This window comes from Candidatus Nitrosotalea bavarica (assembly GCF_900167955.1).
GTDB classification, from domain to species: Archaea; Thermoproteota; Nitrososphaeria; order Nitrososphaerales; family Nitrosopumilaceae; genus Nitrosotalea; species Nitrosotalea bavarica.
The window spans coordinates 16,661-34,975 of record NZ_FUYK01000001.1 but is presented as its reverse complement, the minus strand read 5'-3'; the positions used below and the strand labels follow the sequence as shown (position 1 = coordinate 34,975).

The 18,315-nt window shown below is 37.2% G+C and carries 18 protein-coding genes; 9 read left to right on the top strand and 9 right to left on the bottom strand.

Annotated elements, in window-relative coordinates:
• Positions 1 to 3: 3 nt before the first annotated feature.
• The 4 genes from argC to C0Q33_RS00175 all read right to left on the bottom strand — a co-directional run bounded on the left by argC (position 4) and on the right by C0Q33_RS00175 (position 3,343).
• Positions 4 to 1,056 (bottom strand): N-acetyl-gamma-glutamyl-phosphate reductase, encoded by a 1,053-nt coding sequence (gene argC, locus C0Q33_RS00190; RefSeq protein ID WP_101476588.1) that lies wholly within the window; start codon positions 1,054 to 1,056, stop codon positions 4 to 6.
• Positions 1,057 to 1,118: 62 nt separating this feature from the next.
• The gene (lysX, locus tag C0Q33_RS00185) at positions 1,119 to 1,976 is read right to left on the bottom strand and encodes a lysine biosynthesis protein LysX (RefSeq protein ID WP_101476587.1); all 858 of its coding nucleotides are present in this window, start codon (positions 1,974 to 1,976) and stop codon (positions 1,119 to 1,121) included.
• The gene (gene lysW/argW, locus C0Q33_RS00180) at positions 1,977 to 2,144 is read right to left on the bottom strand and encodes an alpha-aminoadipate/glutamate carrier protein LysW (protein ID WP_101476586.1); all 168 of its coding nucleotides are present in this window, start codon (positions 2,142 to 2,144) and stop codon (positions 1,977 to 1,979) included. It lies immediately after the preceding gene.
• A gap of 11 nt (positions 2,145 to 2,155) precedes the next feature.
• Positions 2,156 to 3,343, bottom strand: coding sequence for an argininosuccinate synthase (locus C0Q33_RS00175; RefSeq protein ID WP_101476585.1), 1,188 nt, complete (start codon positions 3,341 to 3,343; stop codon positions 2,156 to 2,158).
• 237 nt (positions 3,344 to 3,580) lie between these two features.
• On the opposite strand from C0Q33_RS00175, the gene C0Q33_RS00170 reads away from it, so the two are divergent.
• From C0Q33_RS00170 to C0Q33_RS00160, 3 genes are read left to right on the top strand one after another with little or no spacing between them, the layout of a single operon-like run.
• A complete protein-coding gene (locus tag C0Q33_RS00170) occupies positions 3,581 to 4,357 on the top strand; it encodes an ABC transporter ATP-binding protein (RefSeq protein WP_101476584.1) in 777 nt (258 codons plus the stop codon).
• A complete protein-coding gene (locus tag C0Q33_RS00165; protein WP_101476583.1) occupies positions 4,354 to 5,154 on the top strand; it encodes an ABC transporter permease in 801 nt (266 codons plus the stop codon). Before C0Q33_RS00170 ends, C0Q33_RS00165 begins: the two co-directional genes overlap by 4 nt.
• Positions 5,084 to 6,220 carry an ABC transporter substrate-binding protein gene (locus tag C0Q33_RS00160; RefSeq protein ID WP_245867257.1) on the top strand — a complete coding sequence of 379 codons (1,137 nt, stop codon included), beginning with the start codon at positions 5,084 to 5,086 and terminating at the stop codon, positions 6,218 to 6,220. The genes C0Q33_RS00165 and C0Q33_RS00160 overlap by 71 nt, the downstream gene beginning before the upstream one ends.
• Here C0Q33_RS00160 and C0Q33_RS00155 read toward each other — a convergent pair.
• Positions 6,217 to 7,275, bottom strand: a complete 1,059-nt coding sequence (locus C0Q33_RS00155) for a hypothetical protein (protein WP_101476582.1) — start codon at positions 7,273 to 7,275, stop codon at positions 6,217 to 6,219. The two genes, C0Q33_RS00160 and C0Q33_RS00155, sit on opposite strands and share 4 nt — an antisense overlap.
• Before the next feature lie 76 nt (positions 7,276 to 7,351).
• Entirely contained in the window at positions 7,352 to 8,107 is a 756-nt protein-coding gene (locus C0Q33_RS00150) for a 5,10-methenyltetrahydrofolate synthetase (protein WP_101476581.1), read from the bottom strand.
• Positions 8,108 to 8,236: 129 nt separating this feature from the next.
• Between C0Q33_RS00150 and C0Q33_RS00145 the strand changes: the two genes are divergently transcribed.
• The 5 genes from C0Q33_RS00145 to C0Q33_RS00125 are packed head-to-tail and all read left to right on the top strand — an operon-like array spanning position 8,237 to position 13,085.
• Complete coding sequence (locus tag C0Q33_RS00145) at positions 8,237 to 9,169, top strand: homocysteine S-methyltransferase family protein (RefSeq protein ID WP_245867268.1); 933 nt, start codon at positions 8,237 to 8,239, stop codon at positions 9,167 to 9,169.
• Positions 9,170 to 9,201: 32 nt separating this feature from the next.
• Positions 9,202 to 11,703 carry a methionine synthase gene (locus C0Q33_RS00140; RefSeq protein ID WP_101476714.1) on the top strand — a complete coding sequence of 834 codons (2,502 nt, stop codon included), beginning with the start codon at positions 9,202 to 9,204 and terminating at the stop codon, positions 11,701 to 11,703.
• Between the two features lie 32 nt (positions 11,704 to 11,735).
• A complete protein-coding gene (locus tag C0Q33_RS00135) occupies positions 11,736 to 12,305 on the top strand; it encodes an NUDIX hydrolase (protein ID WP_245867256.1) in 570 nt (189 codons plus the stop codon).
• Positions 12,306 to 12,362: 57 nt separating this feature from the next.
• Positions 12,363 to 12,521: a 50S ribosomal protein L39e gene (locus tag C0Q33_RS00130; RefSeq protein WP_101476580.1), complete on the top strand. Its 159-nt coding sequence runs from the start codon at positions 12,363 to 12,365 to the stop codon at positions 12,519 to 12,521.
• A complete protein-coding gene (locus C0Q33_RS00125; RefSeq protein ID WP_101476579.1) occupies positions 12,522 to 13,085 on the top strand; it encodes a 50S ribosomal protein L31e in 564 nt (187 codons plus the stop codon).
• A 55-nt stretch (positions 13,086 to 13,140) separates the two neighbouring features.
• Here the strand turns inward: C0Q33_RS00125 and C0Q33_RS00120 are convergent, their stop codons facing one another.
• The 3 genes from C0Q33_RS00120 to C0Q33_RS00110 form a co-directional block, all read right to left on the bottom strand.
• A complete protein-coding gene (locus C0Q33_RS00120) occupies positions 13,141 to 14,082 on the bottom strand; it encodes an FtsZ/tubulin family protein (protein WP_320416810.1) in 942 nt (313 codons plus the stop codon).
• A gap of 87 nt (positions 14,083 to 14,169) precedes the next feature.
• Positions 14,170 to 15,438 (bottom strand): tRNA (N(6)-L-threonylcarbamoyladenosine(37)-C(2))-methylthiotransferase, encoded by a 1,269-nt coding sequence (locus C0Q33_RS00115; RefSeq protein ID WP_101476577.1) that lies wholly within the window; start codon positions 15,436 to 15,438, stop codon positions 14,170 to 14,172.
• Between the two features lie 3 nt (positions 15,439 to 15,441).
• Positions 15,442 to 16,803, bottom strand: coding sequence for an aspartate ammonia-lyase (locus C0Q33_RS00110; RefSeq protein ID WP_101476576.1), 1,362 nt, complete (start codon positions 16,801 to 16,803; stop codon positions 15,442 to 15,444).
• A 126-nt stretch (positions 16,804 to 16,929) separates the two neighbouring features.
• Between C0Q33_RS00110 and C0Q33_RS00105 the strand changes: the two genes are divergently transcribed.
• Positions 16,930 to 18,267 (top strand): multicopper oxidase domain-containing protein, encoded by a 1,338-nt coding sequence (locus C0Q33_RS00105; protein ID WP_101476575.1) that lies wholly within the window; start codon positions 16,930 to 16,932, stop codon positions 18,265 to 18,267.
• Positions 18,268 to 18,315: the final 48 nt, after the last annotated feature.

Here is an 18,315-nt window from a genome sequence, read left to right as displayed (position 1 = left end):
TTTTTACACTGGAGTTAGCGGAGTCTGGGCGATTCCTTCCGACTCGTTGAATCCTGCCATGACATTCATGTTTTGAATGGCAGAACCTGCGGCGCCTTTCATAAGGTTGTCTGATGCAGAAAGAACTACAACTCTGTTATTATCTTCGTCAATATCAAATCCGACATCGCAAAAGTTAGAACCTACGACAAACTTTGGATCTGGGAATTTGTAAAATCCTTTCTTATCGCGGATTAGTCTTATGAATCTCTCGTTTTGATATTGTTCGCGATATATCTTCCACAAGTCCATCTCACTTAATGGCTGTTTGAGAAATACATGATTTGTACATAAAATTCCTCTTACAATATCTACTGCATGAGGGCTCATTGATACTTTAATTTTACTTCCAGCTGCTAGAGATAATTCTTGTTCAATCTCTCCAGTATGTCTGTGCTTTGCTGGTTTGTATGGTCTGATTACACCTGACCTCATTGCATGATGTGTTCCTGAAAGAGTTCCAGCACCTGCGCCTGAAGAACCAATCTTTGAATCCACTATGATGTGTTCCGTATCTATGAGATTCTTTTTGATTAAAGGATATAATCCTAGTATTGATGTTACTGCCATACAACCAGGGCATGATACAAGCTGAGATTTTTTGATCTCTTCTCTGTGAAGTTCTGGAACTCCAAAGACAGACTTTGATAATAATTCTGGATGTGGATGTTGCCAACCATACCACTTGTCATAATCCGCAGGATTGTGCAATCTGTAATCTGCACTCAAATCAATAACTTTCATTCCTCTGTCGTATAGTGCTTTTACTATATCGACTGCAGTTCCATGTGGCACTGCGGTAAATACTAGATCACACTTGTCTGTTAATTTATCATAATCAAGTTCTGAAAATGTAAGATCAGTAAATCCCTTCAAAGCTGGTTGGATTCTTGATATGTATTCTCCAGCATATTGTCGTGAAGTCACCATTGCAATTTCTACATGTGGGTGGCTTACAAGCAATCTGAGAATTTCTCCTCCAACATATCCTGATGCTCCGACTACACCTACTTTCATAGATACTTTCCTACCATAACATAGTATAATTTAAACTCTAAAATTTTTTTCAACTGTTACGATTATCGTTTTGCATAGCTTATTGCATAGTCGATCATTTCTTTTGGGATGTTTTTTTTGGCAACTTTTGCCATTCCTTTGAATTCTACAGTGTTATTTACTTCGTGAACTACAAATCCGCGTTTTTCGTCTTCCATGACATCAATACCTAAAATTCCTCCTCCCACAGCCTTTGATGCCTTTATACAAATATCCTCTAGATCCTTTGTTATATCACATGCAATTGGCTCTGCCCCTAGAGCAATGTTTGTCTTAAAGCCACCAGTCGAGGTTCTATACATTGCAGCAATCAACTGGTCTCCTACTGTTATGGCACGGATATCTCTTGGTGGACGATTTATCATCTCTTGCAAATAGTAAATTCTGTCTAATGCCCCATCATTTAGTTCTCGGACTTCAATTATTGCATCTGCAGTCTCTCTATCTCTTAGAGGTATCACGCCTCTTCCCCAGCTACCTATGATTGGTTTTATCACCAATGGGTATCCTTCCTTTTCTAATGTCTCTACTGCTGCCTCTGATGAGAATGAAAAGTATGTTTTGGGAGTTGGTACATTGTGTTTCTTTAAGAGAAGTGAGGTTATCATTTTGTTTCCACAATTATTTGCAACCTCGGTTCTGTTTAGTACTGGAATGTCTAAAAATTCAAGTGCTGCTGTAAAATGAAGGCCACGAAAGTAACTGACACATCTTTCTAAAACGACATCTCCAAAATCATAATCGTTTTTTTTACTTTCGGTGGTAAATTGGGTAGTTTTTGCATCAATCATCTTCGTATCGTGTCCAAGCTCGATTGCTTTTTGCTCGAGCATTTTCTCCTCTAGTCTTACTCTATCGAACACGATTCGAACTTTAGGCATTTACTCTCCCCAGTCTTCGCCTACTTTTTCTGCATGCTTTAATTCACATACGGCGCCATTTTTGGAAGCAATCTCAAAATCTGCTCCACAATCAGGACAGGAGACTATCTCTCCAACACTTGCGTCGTCTGGAATTTTTATTGTTGCATCACATTCTGGACAATTCATATTTGATCATTTCACCTCTTTTTTAGTAATTTATTAGCTTCTGTTGATTGTAGTCCCCATAGCTCAACGAATCCTTTTCCAAGAGTTTGGTCAAAAGTAGATCCTGCTCCATATGTTGCCAAGTCATGACTATACAATGAATATTCTGATTTTCTTCCAACAACTCTGAGACTTCCTTTGAACATTTTGAGCTTGACAGTTCCGCTAACCCTCTTCTGAGTAGCATTGATAAACATATCTAAATCCGTTTTCAATGGATCTTGCCACAATCCAGAATATGTTAACCATGCCCATTCTACATCAACCATCGCTTTGAATTTTAATTCATGTTTAGTTAGAACCATCTTTTCAAGATCAGTATGTGCCTCAATTATGCATGAGGCGCCTGGTGTCTCATAGACTTCTCTTGATTTTATTCCTACCACTCTGTCTTCAATGTGGTCTACAATTCCTACTCCGTTTGCACCTGCTTTTTTATTGATGTATTTTATTAATTCAATGGATTTCATGCGTTTTCCATCCGCTGTAACAGGTATTCCATTTTCAAATTTTATTTCCAAGTATTGTGGTTTATCTGGTAGATTCTTTGTCTTGACCCAAATGAATGCATCATCTGGCGGTTCAGAAAATGCATCTTCCATCTCTCCACCTTCGATAGCTCTTCCCCACAAGTTTTGATCGATACTGAATCTCTTGGCAGCTGTATCAATTGGAATCTTGTGTTTTTGTGCGTACTTTAGCTCTACATCACGTGTTAGATTCAGATCGCGTATTGGTGCAATTATGGGCAGATTGGAACCAGAACGATATGTCACATCAAATCTTACTTGATCATTTCCTTTACCTGTGCAACCATGAGCTAATGCTGTTGCATTTTCTTTTTTTGCAACTTCTACTACTTTTTGTGCAATTAATGGTCGTGCAAGAGCAGTTGCAAGACAGTATTTCTTTTGGTAAAGTGCATTTGCTTTAATTGATGGAAAAATGAAATTATCTACAAATTCTTGACGTGCATCAATGTTGTAATGATTTAGTACCCCTAGACTTTTTGCTTTGGCTGAAATCTTTACAAGATTATCTTCCTGACCAACATCAACAGTAACTGTTACAACATCTAGATTGTGTTTTTCTTGGAGATATTTTATGACAACCGAAGTATCAAGTCCACCAGAGAAAGCTAGAACTGCTTTTCCTTTCATCGAGGTTTTGTGTGACCAGATTTTAGCATTTATCTTTTATGATCAGACCATAGATCGATTTTATTTTTTAGAAAATATGTGAAACTAGTTTTCAATTTATCTTGTAAAGCAAATTAGTCCAAGCTAAAATTCGATTACTATTTAACCAATAAATTATAACGCTGTTATATGAAATTCATATCCTATGCGGGAATCATAGTTGTGACTATTCGTCAACATGAAAGGCGATTTTGAGAAATGACCAAACTTCAAGCCAAAAATATTGTAAAACACTTTGATCATAATGGAAATTCTGTTACTGCTTTAGATGGAATTAATCTAAATGTCGAGGAAGGTGACTTTGTATGTATAGTTGGACCGTCTGGATGTGGAAAATCTACCTTTCTAAATATTGTAGCTGGACTTGAAACACCAGACTCTGGAGAAATACTTCTAAATGGAAAACCAATCTCTACTCCTGGTCCTGACAGAACTATGGTGTTCCAAGAAGGTGCACTGTTTCCATGGCTCAAAGTAATTGACAATATAGAATTTGGATTAAAGATAACAGGTATTCCACAAGATGAACGCAGAGAGATATCTCAGAGATATTTGGATATGATGCAGCTTACAAAATTTGCAGACTCGTATACGTATCAACTCTCAACTGGAATGAAACAAAGAGTTGCAATAGCAAGAGCTCTTGCAATGGATCCTGAAATTCTTCTAATGGATGAGCCTTTTGCCGCACTTGATTCTCAAACAAGAGATTTGTTATTAGTTGAATTACAACTGATCTGGGAAAGAACAAAGAAGACTATCATATTTGTCACACATAATATTTCAGAATCTGTAATACTTGGAAATAAAGTTGAGATCTTCAAAAACCGTCCATCTAAAATTAAAAAAGAAATAATAATTGATTATCGAAGACCACGACTGGCAGAAGATGAAAATCTTCAAAAATATTATCATCAAATTCTTGACGAACTAAAAAGTGAGGTCATTGCACAAACAAAGGATGAATTACAATGATTAAAGATATTCAATTAAAAAAATCTCACCGTAATCTTGATGATGCTGCAAATGCCGCATTGTTTATAGCTATATTCACTGGCATTTGGCAAATTATATTTATGCTTGGAATATGGCCAATAATTTCTCTTCCTTCTCCAGTCATGGTGGCTGAGACCTTTGCCAAGATAATATGGAATGGTTCGCTGCCTCAAAGTATAGGTATAACCCTTGGACGATTGCTTGGGGCTTTTGCAATTTCCATTACTCTTGGAACCCTAATTGGATTTACAATGATAAAATTCAAGGGCTTTGGAAAGACTTTGAACTCATTTTCAGCAGGCCTACTTTCGTTTCCTAGTATTGCTTGGGTACCATTCTCGATTCTATTCATAGGCTTTAATGAATTTGGAATAATGTTTGTTGTAATAATGAGTTCAATTTTTTCTATAATGATTTCAACGTATAGTAGTATTAGAAACATACCTACAATCTATCTTGATGCTGCAAGAAATATGGGAGCAAAAGGTTTTTCATTATTTAGACACGTTACAATTCCTGCTGCTACGCCATCTCTGATAATTGGTCTAAGACAAGCATGGTCATTTGCTTGGCATGCCATAATTGGTGCGGAGATACTGATGTCAATTGTAGGTCTTGGACACATTCTCTCTGTCGGAAGAGAATTTTTGGATATGAGTCAGGTAATTGCAAGTATGGTTACAATTTTTGTTATTGGTTTGTTGGTTGATAGATTCCTTTTATACAAGATGGAAGATAGAATCAGAAGAAAGTGGGGATTGGATCATCATAGATAGTGATGTAATGATGAAACCAGGATTAAAGTTTGCAATTGCAGGAGGAATAATTATTGCAGTAATAATTATTTCATTAACAACACATTATGATATTAGATCAGTAAATTCTGAGAATACTTCATCTGATGTTCTAAGAATTGGATACTTTGCCAACATAAATCACATTCAAGCCGTAATAGGAATTGGTAATGGCGACTTTCAAAATGGTCTAGGTGATGTTAAGGTTCAATCGCAAGTATTTGATGCAGGACCTTCTGCTATTGAAGCACTCATTGCAAATAGGATTGATGTAGCATATGTGGGACCAAATCCTGCAATCAATGGATATCTAAAAAGTGATGGACAAGCACTCAGAATAATATCTGGTGCCTCAAGTGGAGGTGTAGTTTTCGTAATTAGAAATGATTCTGGAATAACGAATGTCCATGACTTTGCAGACAAGAAATTTGCCTCACCTCAACTTGGAAATACACAGGATGTGGCATTACGATCCTATATCCTAAAAAATGGTTACAAGACTACTGAAAATGGAGGAAATGTAACAATAATTCCTGCAAAGACTGCTGATATAGTTACTATGATGTCAAAAAAAGACATTGACGGTGCTTGGGTTCCAGAACCATGGGGAACTATACTTGCCAAGCAAGCAAATGGAAAGATCTTTCTTGATGAGAGAGACTTGTGGCCAAATGGGGAATTTACAACTGCACTAATAGTAGCAAGAACTGATTATCTGAACAGTCATCCTGATGTTATACAGAAATTTTTAGAAGCGCATGTAAAAGAAACAATTTGGATTAACAATAACAAAGATGAATCTATCAAAATTTTCAATGATCAAATTCAGAAACTAACAGGAAAAACAATTCCAAACGATGTAATTTCAGAGGCCTTGTCTAGAATGGAGGTTACCTATAATCCTGTAAAATCATCTATTGACAAATCTGCTAACGATGCATATAGTCTGGGTTTTCTAGGTGATGAGAAACCAGATCTGTCTAACATATTTGATTTGACAATTCTCAATAAAGTGTTACAAGAACAGAATCTTACAACCATTCCCTAGTTTTTCTTCTTTTTCCAGATTATGATACTTACTGCAGCTGCTGCGATTGGTATTGCTATTAAAAGATAATTTTTACTGTTGTTTGCTGGAAATTCTGGAATACTACTAATTGCTCCAAAGCCAGAAATTTCTACATTAGACACTGATCTTTGTGGAACATTAAAAGATACATGCCAACTACCTTGAGGATCTTTACTCTGAAGGAATTCTATTGGATTGCCATTTACTTTTACTGTAAATTTCTCATCACCTGTTTCTTGAGTAAACATAAAATTCACAAATCCTTTTTCAGGGAAGGGCTGACGTACTGTTAAACTTAGGGTCTGAGTAAGATCGTCATATTTTGGATATGCCACTGCTCCCGAAGTTATAAAACTAAAATAGAATTTATTACCATTTCTTTCAACCCATTCGGTTTGTGAGCCATCTCCACCAACCACAAAACAGCTATAGTAGCTTACGTTTGAGGCAAATTGAGGATCAGGGTACATTGAAAATGCAATTTTTTGTCCTGGATCCATTCTTTCAATTGTCTCAATACTTTTACCAGTATCTAGCATCTTTCCATCCTTGCCATAGATTACGGCATAAACTCGTACTCCATATGCAGGAGAAGTGTCATTATTTAAGATAAATCCAGAAGTATGGCCATCTGGGTGTTTGATCAAAGTCCTGCCATAGATTACATCGATGTCTAAAGCATTATGACTTGATGTGACAAAACTGACTTGGGGGGTCTCAAGAGTTGCATTCTTGTCACCTACTTCGGGTATTTTGATCTTAAATGGAATATCTGTTTGTGAATTTATAATTGAAAAGGTATAGTTATCTGAGATTTCCTTGTCTCCATCTTTAACATTGATTGTAATGGAAGGAATCACTGGCATATTTTCTGTATTTTTTACTGCTCCTACAACTGTATACGTGCCATTGGAATCATAATATCCTAGAAATTCATTATCTGGAATCCATACATTTGCTGAAGCCGCATGAGGGGAAATTATTCCAAAGCCAATTAATGCTATGCATATGGATATTACAACAAGTAACCTCATGTTATGACGCTCTCTTGAATGCTAATCTTTAATTTTAATCTAGGTATTGATTTCCATCTTTGTTATATCTACTAAATTATTTTAATCTGTGTAAAAGATCTAGTGCGCCAGCAAAGTCATTTGGAGAACTTATCAATACATTTCCTGCAATCTTGTCTACCTGTTTTACAAATCCTGCCAAGTCTTTACTATATTCTGACCAGTCTAGCTTTAGCATTTGAGCTGATTTGAGATTCTTCTCCGATGATACCAGCACACAAGGAATTATCCTAAATCCTTGTGGTTTTAGCTTGTCTACCATTCTTGTCACTTGGTCTATGGAATTTATGACCTGAGTCACAAACCCTTTTGGCTGGGCTTCTATTTTTTTATGCATCTTTTCAAAATTGGGATTACTTGAAATGGATAGATACATGTCAATTCTCTTTCCAAAACCTTGTTCATTGAATTGTTTTACAACGTCACTTGGAACAAGTCCGGAATCTGTTGGACCTGCCGGAGGTGAATCGCCTTTGAGGACTAGAACTCCATTCAAATTTAGTAAAATAGCATCACATATGGTTTGTGTTATCGAAGTGAGATTTCTATCTCTTACCCGAATACTTGCAGTTATTCTTATTTTGTTGTTAGAATTTCTTATGAAAAATCCCGCAGTAATAGGTGAGACACGCGGAATTCCAAGTACTGAGTCAGTCAGATGAATTCCATCACATGCTTGACCAATTTTTCCAGCTCGCTCCTTTAGTTTTTCAACTGATTCAGATAACTGATCATGCGATAATATTGTATCCTGAATAACCTTTGGAGGGTTGATCTCATAAATTACGGTCATAATTGACTGTCCTGACTACTTGATTATAACCTTTGAAGATAATCACATTGCCACAAAACAAAACAGAATTAAATCGTTGATACCACATCTGAGTTGTACTTGACTGGAAAAATTCCTTTAGATCAATTGATGAAACAAAAAGTTGTACTTTTTGATGGTGCAATGGGAACAGAGATTCAGAAACTTAATCCACAACCAGAAGACTTTCCTGATGGCAAAGAAGGATTCAATGATGGATTATCGTTTACACGACCTGACTGGATTAAGAATATCCACAGATCATATTTGCGTGCAGGTGCAGATTGTATTGAGACCAATACATTTGGTTCAAACAAGCTAAAGTTAGAAGAATATGGTTATGGTGACCAAACACTGGAATATAACAAAAAGATTACCGAGATTGCAGTTGAAGTCACTAAAGAATTTACAGACAAGCCACGATATGTCATTGGCTCAATGGGTCCAACTGGTTTTCTTCCAAGCTCAAACGATCCGTCCCTTGGACAGATAAAACTTGATGATATCAGAGAAGCATTTGAGATCCAAGCTGAGGGTCTAATACTTGGAGGAGTTGACGCACTTTTAATTGAAACAAGTCAGGATATTTTAGAAGTAAAACTTGCAATTGAAGCCTGTCATAACGCATTTAAAAAAACTGGCAAGAAAGTTCCAATTATTGCAAATGTTACATTGGATAAATACGGCAAGATGCTTCTTGGCACAAACATACAAGCTGCATATACTACAGTCTCTGAGATGGGAATTGATGCTTTTGGGCTGAACTGTTCCACTGGGCCCAATGAAATGATTCCTAGTGTACAATGGCTCAACGAGCAAAATGAATTGCCGCTACTTGTTGTACCAAATGCTGGAATGCCAGAAAACCAGGGGGGAAGGGCGGTATACAAAATGACACCACCTGAGATGGCCAAAGTAATGATGGATTTTTTATCGCAATATCCCAATGTGAGAATAATTGGAGGATGCTGTGGAACAAATGTGGACCATATCTCTCTGTTACGTAAAGTAATTGACGAAAAGGCGACAGAAAATAACCGCTAGGTATTTAGAAAAAGTGATTGAGAACAACATTGTTGAAAACTCCAAGAGTCAGTTCTGCATTAAAGGCAATAGATCTTAGGCAAAATCCAGCTCCCATGATAATTGGAGAGAGACTAAACGCACAAGGCTCCAAAAGGGCAAAGGAATGTGTACTAAATGACAATTTTGAGGAACTGGTAAAACTTGCAAGAGACCAGGTAGATGATGGGGCGCATTGTCTTGATGTCTGTGTAGCAACAACTGAACGCTCAGACGAACTTGAATTTATGAAAAAACTTGTAAAACTACTCAGCTTAGAAATTGATGCACCTCTAGTTATTGATTCCACCGAACCCAAAGTAATTGCAACTGCACTTGAACAAATTCCAGGAAAGCCCATCATAAATTCGATAAATCTGGAAGGTGATGGAAGTAAATTTCATTTGCTTGCTCCCTTGATGGTAAAGTATGGTGTTCCAGCTGTTGCCATGTGTATTGGACCAAAAGGAATGGCAAAAACTCCTCAAGAAAAACTAGAGACTGCAGAACTGTTGGTTGAGACTGGGAAAAAATATGGACTAACTGAAGAGCATTTTATTTTTGATGTCTTGACATTTACTCTGGCTACCGGAGAGGCTGAATTCCTAGATGCAGGAAAAAATACCCTAGAAGGAATTCGTCTTGTAAAACAAAGATTTCCAAACTCCTTTACAACTCTTGGACTAAGTAATGTTAGTTTTGGTTTAGCACCACGTGCAAGAAAAATCCTTAATGCTGTATTTTTGTTTCATGCAGTAAAAAATGGATTAGATACAGTCATAATCAATCCAAAGGATGTCATACCTTATACTGAAATCGATGAAAAAGAAAAAAAACTTTCAGAGGATCTAATATTTAACAAACATCCAAATACACTTGCTGACTTTATTGCATATTTTGAAATCTCAAAATATACCACTCGGGCAGCAGCCAAAAAAGTAGATGTAGATCCTACCTGGCCAGCAGGAAAGAGATCAAACTTTAGAATAGTAAACAGGCTAAAGGATGGAATAGAAAATGATGTTGTAAGTGCTATAGCTGAAAAAATTTCTGCAAAATTTAATCTGGTTGAAAAAGATGGCAGAATTGCAATTGATGCTCCGAAAGATGTTACTCATCAAGCCGCTATTTTGACACTAAACGAGGATCTCCTGCCTGCAATGAAGGAGGTTGGTGACAAGTTTGGCTCTGGAGAATTAATCCTTCCATTTGTACTCAAATCTGCAGAATGCATGAAGGCATCTGTTGTAGAACTTGAAAAATATCTCTTAAAAGAAGAGGGCTCAAGTAAAGGAAAACTAGTTCTTGGAACCGTTTATGGCGATGTACATGATATTGGAAAGAATCTTGTAAAAACTATATTTGAAAACAATGGATATACTGTATATGATCTTGGGAAACAAGTTCCTCTACAAAAATTCTTGGAAAAAATAGAAGAGGTAAATGCCGATGCCATTGGGCTTTCTGCACTCTTGGTATCGACATCAAAACAAATGCAATATTTTGTAGAACATGCAAGAAAAAACAACATGAATATTCCAGTACTTTGTGGAGGTGCTGCAATTAACACTAATTACATCAATAGGGTGGCAAAGGAAGGTGGAATCTATACGCCAGGTGTCTTTTATTGCAAGACCATGTTTGATGGATTAAAAATGATGGACAAACTTGTCTCACCTGAAAAACAAAAATTTGTACAAGAGTGGCAAGAGAAAATTGAAAAGTGGAAAGAACCGGTCTTTGAAAAACATGAAGCGCGAGAGTTTGCACATAGTGGAATAGTTCCTGTAACATCTCCTATTCCACCCACATTTAACACTCCAATTAGACTGGAACCAAAAGATATAGACTTGAACGAGGTTTGGAAATATCTCAACAAAAAATCGCTGTTTGTATTGTCTTGGGGAGTTAGAGGACAATCTGCTAAAGAATCAGAAGAAGAACATGAAGTATTATTTGAAGAATGGAAAAAGAGAATACTGCAAGAAAAACTGTTTGAGCCAAGAGCAGTATATGGTTACTTTAGATGTCATAATGAGGATGGCAAGTTATCTGTAGAACGTCCAAGCGGAGAAAAATTGGTATTTGATTTTCCACGCTCTTCAAAATCTAAGCATCTCTGTCTTACTGATTATTTTGGTAAAGATGATGTGGTTATATTCCAAGCAGTTACTGTAGGTACTAAAACCTCCGACTTGATAGACAAATGGAATAAGGAAGACAGGTACGCTGATGCCTATTACTTGCATGGTATGGCAGTAGAAACGGCAGAGGCAATGGCTGAATGGATTAATCATAAAATACGAGAAGATCTCAAGATTGGGGATAAAAGAGGTCTTAGATACAGTTGGGGGTATCCTAGCTGCCCAGATGTATCACAGCATCATATTGTGTGGAAATTGTTGGAACCACAAAAATCTGGAATGACACTAACAGAAGCAGGGCAAATAATTCCTGAACAATCAACTGCTGCTATAGTAGTACATCATCCGGAAGCAGAATACTTTACTCTCTAGTTTTCTTATTGCATGTACCATAACAAACAATAATGAATTCTGATAATCACAAAACATTGGATGTTGAAAATCTAAAACAGATATTGACAAATTCAATAATGCCTGAGGTACAAGGCGATTCTAACAGTAAACTTGCAGCAGTTATGATAATTATCTTTGGAAATGAACCAATGTTATTGATGACTGAAAGATCTAAAACAATGAATCATCATGCTGGTGAAATTTCATTTCCTGGAGGTACGTGGGAGGCGGAAGATGGAGATCTACTGGGAACTGCAATTAGGGAAGCAAGGGAAGAGTTGTGTATGGAAATTTCTAGGTCTATGGTAATTGGAAAACTAAAACCTGTCACAACTCTGAATTCTGGTTTTACAATAACTCCTTTTATTGCAATACTTGATGAATTGCCAACAATTGTGCCAAATTCTGAAATTGAATCAGTCTTGAGAATGCCACTTTTTACACTTCTTAAAACAATTGAAGATGACAAAGATCCTTCCCACAAATCTATTCTAGAGATGTATACTTTCAAATTCAAAGATCATTTGATTTGGGGAGCATCGGCAAGAATGCTAAAACAGATACTTGCCAAGATATCGTAGTAGTTTACCTGATATTTCTGAGATTCATTTAAAAAGAGGTTGAAATGTCAAATTTTTATGGCTGCCCGTAAGTCAACTCCAAGAAAGAACAGACTGATGAAAAAAGTGAAACAGAATTCATCTGTACCAGCTTGGATTATAGTTAGGACAAAGCGTAGAGTGCGAACCAATCCTAAGAAGAGACAATGGCGCAGAACTGATGTGAGTGTGGGATAGTTGTCTACTGAATCATTAGAGAGAATTTACACTATTAATCTTGGAAAAGTACTCTTGTCTCCAAACAACCAGAGGGCAAAGAGAGCAATCAACATGATTCGTGAATTTGCAACAAAACACATGAAGTCTGAAAATATCAAAATCGAAGAAGAAGTAAGCCATTTGGTTTGGGCCCGCGGTATTAGACATCCTCCAAGAAAGATTAGAGTCAAGATTACAAAAGATGATGGTAACGTTATAGTTTCAAAGTATCAAGAAGAAAAGACAGTAGACGAGACATCAAAGAAGGGTGATAAGAAATCTGAAGGCAAGTCAAAGAAGGGTGATAAGAAATCTAAAGGTAAGTCAAAGAAGAGTGATGAGAAATCTAAAGGCACACCAAAGAAAGATGAAAAGAAAGTAGTAGAAGAAAAGAAGACAGAAGAGAAACCCGCAAAAGAAGAAACCAAAACAGTGGAGACTCCAAAGAAAGTAGAAGAAAAGAAAACAGATGAGACTCCAAAGAAAGTAGAAGAAAAAAAGAGTACTGAATCTAAACCTGCAAAGAAATCAAAGAAAGAATAAACTTCTAAAAAACTAACTTTATTCTATTTGTAATAAATTAAAAATAATTTTAAATCTATTCTATTTGATCTAAGTTAAGATCAATCTTTACACTTGCATCTGGCTCATCCCAATCAAGAACATTTTCTTTTGGTATGAAACCAAGTGGGTCGTATCTGTCAAAGCGTGTTTCACCTTCAATTGAAGTAAGTAGAACAACTTTGGAATTTTCACCTGCGGTGACTGACATGCTAACTCTAGTACTGTCATTTCCGAAAATTCCGCTTATTGTATTTACCATTGAATTTAGAATTCCTATTGGAACCTTGTTTCCGCCTACTACATACATTAGAGTTTTCTTGATGCTGTTTGCTGATACATCTTCGTATAGCATCTTGATTGAATCTCTAAGGGATGTCTCTATATCTGAGATGTCTTTACTGGTTGAAAGTATGCTTGTTTGAAGTGGCAATGATGAGTTCTTTAGAGTGGATATTACGTGCGCTAGAGCCGAATTTGTTATGACATTGCATGCATCTGGAGTAAGGTCTGGATTACTCTCAAGTAATGCATCATTGTCTATTATTACAGTGCAATCAGAATTTGCCTTTAGTCTCTTTAGGGAAACTCCTGAGAAGAATATTCTATCTTTTTCAAACTTGAATGGCATGATTCCAAATGAAAGTATGCTTTTTCCTAACTCTTTGCCAATTTGAGATACTACTGGAGCCAGAGCAGCGCCTGATTTTCCTGCTAAATTGGCAATAATCATTATAGTGGAATATCCGTTTATCTTGGCCTCCATGGAACCTCTTGCACCAAATGAGACACCTCTTATGAGATATGCCGATGGATTTAGGACTGGACTTGTGTTGATCAGTATTTTTGAAGCATCATGATTTAGATCTCTTGCGTCATGGCTTACCAGAAGGCAGTCATAGCCAAGTTTTTCCTTGATATTGATAGCAAGTTTACATCCTGCGCCGCCTAACCCTACAACTAAAACTGGTTCTTTCATTTGAAATTCCATAACTCTCCTCTTGCTTACAAAATTGATTAAAAAACTTTGTTGCTTAGTTTTGATCCAAGATCGGATCTAAAATATTTAGCTCACTAAAACGCCTTGAAGGCCATTTGGCATAGCTTTTGTTATCTTGACCTTGATCTTCTCACCAAGTTTGACTTTGTTATCCGTAACCACTTGCTTGTATGCAAAATTTCTTCCCTTTGTAATGCCATCTGATATCTCATCAAACAAGACTTGTCCTTCCCAACCAATCCATTCTTCATTTCTCTCTTGAGATATATTTTTTGCAAGGTCAAAAACTATCTTGCTTCTGCGTTTGACTTCTGATACCTCGATCTGTTCCATTTGAGACGCCTTGGTACCAGACCTTGCACTATATCTTGAAAGGTTTACAATATCTGGCCTAGTTTCATTTATCAAATCAACAGTTTTGATAAAGTCTTCCTCTGTCTCAGTAGGAAAACCCACTATGATATCGGTAGCTATGGTAAACTTGTCGTATAGGTTCCTAAATGCATAATCTACTTCTCGAAATATCTTGGAAGTGTGTAGCCTTTTCATCTCTTTTAGAACTTTGTCGCTACCACTCTGAACTGGCATGTGCAAAAACTTGAAGATTTTGTCGCTTGCAAAACTTTCCAAAAGTTTGTCCTTTATGCGTGGAAGGTACATTGGATTCATCATTCCAACTCTGACCATAAAATTATGCTCTATTTCAGATACTCTCTGTACTAGTTCAGGCAGGCTTGATCCTATATCAAAACCGTAACATCCATTGTCTGTTGAAGTTAGCCATACTTCTACACATCCATCTTCTATCTCATGTTTTACTTGTCTTACAATGTCTCCTAGTCGGTAGCTTTGTAACTCTCCTTTGGCTAATTTTGTTTGGCAAAATGTACACTCGCTCATACAACCACCTGCTATCTCTATAATTCCTACAGCTGGGTTTAGTCTGACCTTTGGAAGCCCAATCTTGGTAACATCTGTGTCGGTGATCTCTATTCTTCTTGTTCCCTTCAATGTGGAATTGATCACATCCAGGGTCTTTCCCAAAGAATTTGGTCCAAGTAAACTTGCTTTTGGGCTAAATTTCTCTACAGTGACTTGTTCTGCTTTAGGAAGGCAGCCTGCAACAACAAGCGGTCTTGATTTTAAACTCTTTATTCTGTGAACCATTTTATGTGCAGTTACATCTTTGACAGAGCAAGTAACAATAACACTCAGGTCGGAATTTTTTTCATTTTCTGCAAGAGTATGTCCTCCATTTACAATAAGACCTGATATCATCTCCGAATCAGCAAAACTTGCAGAGCAGCCATACGCCTCTACCCAGATCTTTGCCATTGTTTATCCTAGTAACGCCTTTACTTCTTTCTCGGTCAACAATCCCTTTGAGATAACAAGTTGTCTGATTGTTTTTCCTGTCTTTAGTGATTCTTTGAAGAGGTCTGCAGATACTTGATATCCAATCTTTGGAGTTAGAAGCGTTACTATGACTGGACTATTTTCTATGTATTGACTAAGCTTTTTCTTGTTTGCAGTCAATCCATCTACTAAATTCTTTGAGAATATTGGAACAAAATTTCTTAGCATGTCCATAGAATCTAGAACTGACTTTAACATTACCGGGAGCATTACATTGAGTTCAAACTGGCCTGCTTGTGCAGCAAGTGCCACTGTAGAATCTTTTCCAATTATGTCAAAGCATATCATGTTCATACATTCAGCAAGTGATGGATTGACTTTGCCTGGCATGATTGAAGACCCAGCATGAACTGCAGGAATTCCAATTTCGGATAGACCTGCAACTGGTCCTGATGCCATTAATCTTATATCGTTTGAGATTCGTCCAAGTTCTAGTGCAAGATTTCTAAGAGTAGATGAAACCTTGACAACTGCAAATCTACTTTCAAGTCCAAATTGCATATCTGGTTCTGGTTTGAGTGGAAGCTTTGATATTTTTCCAAGCTCTGATATTGCCAAGACTCTGTATCCCTTTGGAGTGTTTGCTCCAGAGCCTACAGCTGTTCCTCCTAATGCAACGTATCCCAATTCTTTTTTTGCTTCAAAGATTGCATCGCGTGCTTTTGCAATTGCAGTAGCATATGCGGCAAATTCACTTCCGAGAGTTACAGGAAGTGCGTCCATCAAATGGGTTCTTCCAATTTTTTGATAACTTGAAAACTCCTTTGCTTTTTTTATCAATATCTTTACAAGATCATCGATAGCTGGGATGACTTGATTTACATCAAACAAAATTGCAACATGCATGGCAGTTGGGAAAGTATCATTACTAGACTGGGACATGTTTACATGATCATTTGGATGAATAACTTCATAATTTCCTTTCTTCTTTCCAATACTCTCTAATGCAATGTTTGCAATTACTTCATTCGTATTCATATTAAATGCAGTTCCAGCACCAGAGTTGATTGCCTCTACAACAAATTGATCAAGATGTTTTCCTGTCAAAACTTGATCACAGGCCTTGATGATTGCATTGCCTCTTTTTTTATCTAGTACCTTTACTTTCATATTTGCAACAGCAGCTGATCTTTTGATCATAACAAATGCCATGATGAGATATGGATGAGATCTCTGACCAGTGACATGGTACTGTTTGATGGCTCTAGCTGTAAAAGCTCCATAATATGCATCAATTGGAATTTCTACTTTGCCTAAAGAATCAGAATCTGTTCTAAACTTCACGCCAAAACTAAAATTAATTTTCCTAATATGCATTCGCATTTGTAAGTTATCAAATAGGGAAAACCTGTGAATTTCCTACGAAAATCCCCAATAAGTTAATATATTTAGATTTAAACATTCGAAACGATGAACAGACGATACAGTATGATGTCTATTGCCGCAGTAGTGGCAGTAGCAGGATTATTGTTCGCAAGCACATATTCACAGACTCAGATGACTGCATCTAGTCAGAGCGTACCTAGTGTATCAACACAGGTCTCTACAAAGGCAGTCGATGACATGGGCGGTATCCAATTACAAATGCCAAGTGCATTTGCACAGATACCGTTGGACCAAGTTGATACTATGGTCGCACAAGGACGTCACCTAGTAGATGTACAGCTAGTAGCTCAAAGTACTAGCTTGCCTATTATGGGAGGCGGAACCTATTATGCACTGACCTTTAACGGTCAAGTTCCAGGACCAATTGTAAGAGCAACTCAAGGCGATATTGTCAGAGTAACTCTTACAGTTCCATCAACTGAATCAACAGGACACTCTATAGATATGCACGCAGGTCAACTTAGTGCAACAAACTTTGGAGCTGTTAAAGTTGGTCACAATTCCACCTATGCATACATAGCTGAGGTACCTGGTGCATTCAAGTATCACTGTGAAGGAGTCAATCTTGGTGCAATGGATCAACATGTGTTATCCGGCATGTACGGAGTAACAATCGTTGACCCATTGAATGGATACAATCCATTGATAGTAGATCACACTGATGTCCAAAATGGCAAAGTTGTAATCGTACATCAAAGATATGAAGCTGCAGCAAAAGAATTTGTGTTACAGTACAATCAATTGTACTTGAACGCAGATGGCAGCTACAACCAGCAAGCAATGTTCCTTCATAATACAACACAAACTGTTGTAAATGGTATGGCATTTGGTTACACACCTAACGCAGATATTAACAAGCTGATAAAAGGTGATCCAACCAAGAATGTCTTCCCAGTGCAACCTTGGAATGCCGATAGTTTGAAACAATATCAAGGACATCCATTATTTGTTGATCTTGGTACTCACTACAGACTCTTTGTAGTAAATCAAGGTAACATGCCAGTATTCTTCCACATTGTTGGTAGTATGCTAGCTCGTGTAACACAAGGAAACCATGTCGAAGCTCAAGGAAGTCAAACTTGGTTGATTGGTGGCTCACAGGATGCAATTGTTGATGTTGTCTTTAACAGTCCAGGTGCATATGTTGCAGTCAATCATGACTATGCAGCAATCTTTACAGGTGCGGCTACAGTATTTGTCGCAGGCGACCCGTTCAATTTAGGATATGGTCCAGGTGACATGCCAAACCCATCTGACGCAGTACCTCCATTGGGTATGAACTCTATTGCACAAAAGCAAGTAGTTCACTGTGAATGTACTGATGCAAGAGCTGCAGAAATTGCGACATCCATTAGCGGGTAAATCCCCATCTTTTCTCTTTTTGTTTTTCTAATTCACACAATGATTATA

Coding starts and splice junctions, on each gene's coding strand:
- C0Q33_RS00135 (WP_245867256.1), top strand. CDS start 11,736: ATGAATTCTGATAATCACAAAACATTGGATGTTGAAAATCTAAAACAG.
- C0Q33_RS00155 (WP_101476582.1), bottom strand. CDS start 7,275: ATGAGGTTACTTGTTGTAATATCCATATGCATAGCATTAATTGGCTTT.
- argC (WP_101476588.1), bottom strand. CDS start 1,056: ATGAAAGTAGGTGTAGTCGGAGCATCAGGATATGTTGGAGGAGAAATT.
- C0Q33_RS00150 (WP_101476581.1), bottom strand. CDS start 8,107: ATGACCGTAATTTATGAGATCAACCCTCCAAAGGTTATTCAGGATACA.
- C0Q33_RS00145 (WP_245867268.1), top strand. CDS start 8,237: ATGAAACAAAAAGTTGTACTTTTTGATGGTGCAATGGGAACAGAGATT.
- C0Q33_RS00105 (WP_101476575.1), top strand. CDS start 16,930: ATGAACAGACGATACAGTATGATGTCTATTGCCGCAGTAGTGGCAGTA.
- C0Q33_RS00130 (WP_101476580.1), top strand. CDS start 12,363: ATGGCTGCCCGTAAGTCAACTCCAAGAAAGAACAGACTGATGAAAAAA.
- C0Q33_RS00170 (WP_101476584.1), top strand. CDS start 3,581: ATGACCAAACTTCAAGCCAAAAATATTGTAAAACACTTTGATCATAAT.
- C0Q33_RS00165 (WP_101476583.1), top strand. CDS start 4,354: ATGATTAAAGATATTCAATTAAAAAAATCTCACCGTAATCTTGATGAT.
- C0Q33_RS00175 (WP_101476585.1), bottom strand. CDS start 3,343: ATGAAAGGAAAAGCAGTTCTAGCTTTCTCTGGTGGACTTGATACTTCG.
- lysX (WP_101476587.1), bottom strand. CDS start 1,976: ATGCCTAAAGTTCGAATCGTGTTCGATAGAGTAAGACTAGAGGAGAAA.
- C0Q33_RS00115 (WP_101476577.1), bottom strand. CDS start 15,438: ATGGCAAAGATCTGGGTAGAGGCGTATGGCTGCTCTGCAAGTTTTGCT.
- lysW/argW (WP_101476586.1), bottom strand. CDS start 2,144: ATGAATTGTCCAGAATGTGATGCAACAATAAAAATTCCAGACGACGCA.
- C0Q33_RS00120 (WP_320416810.1), bottom strand. CDS start 14,082: ATGAAAGAACCAGTTTTAGTTGTAGGGTTAGGCGGCGCAGGATGTAAA.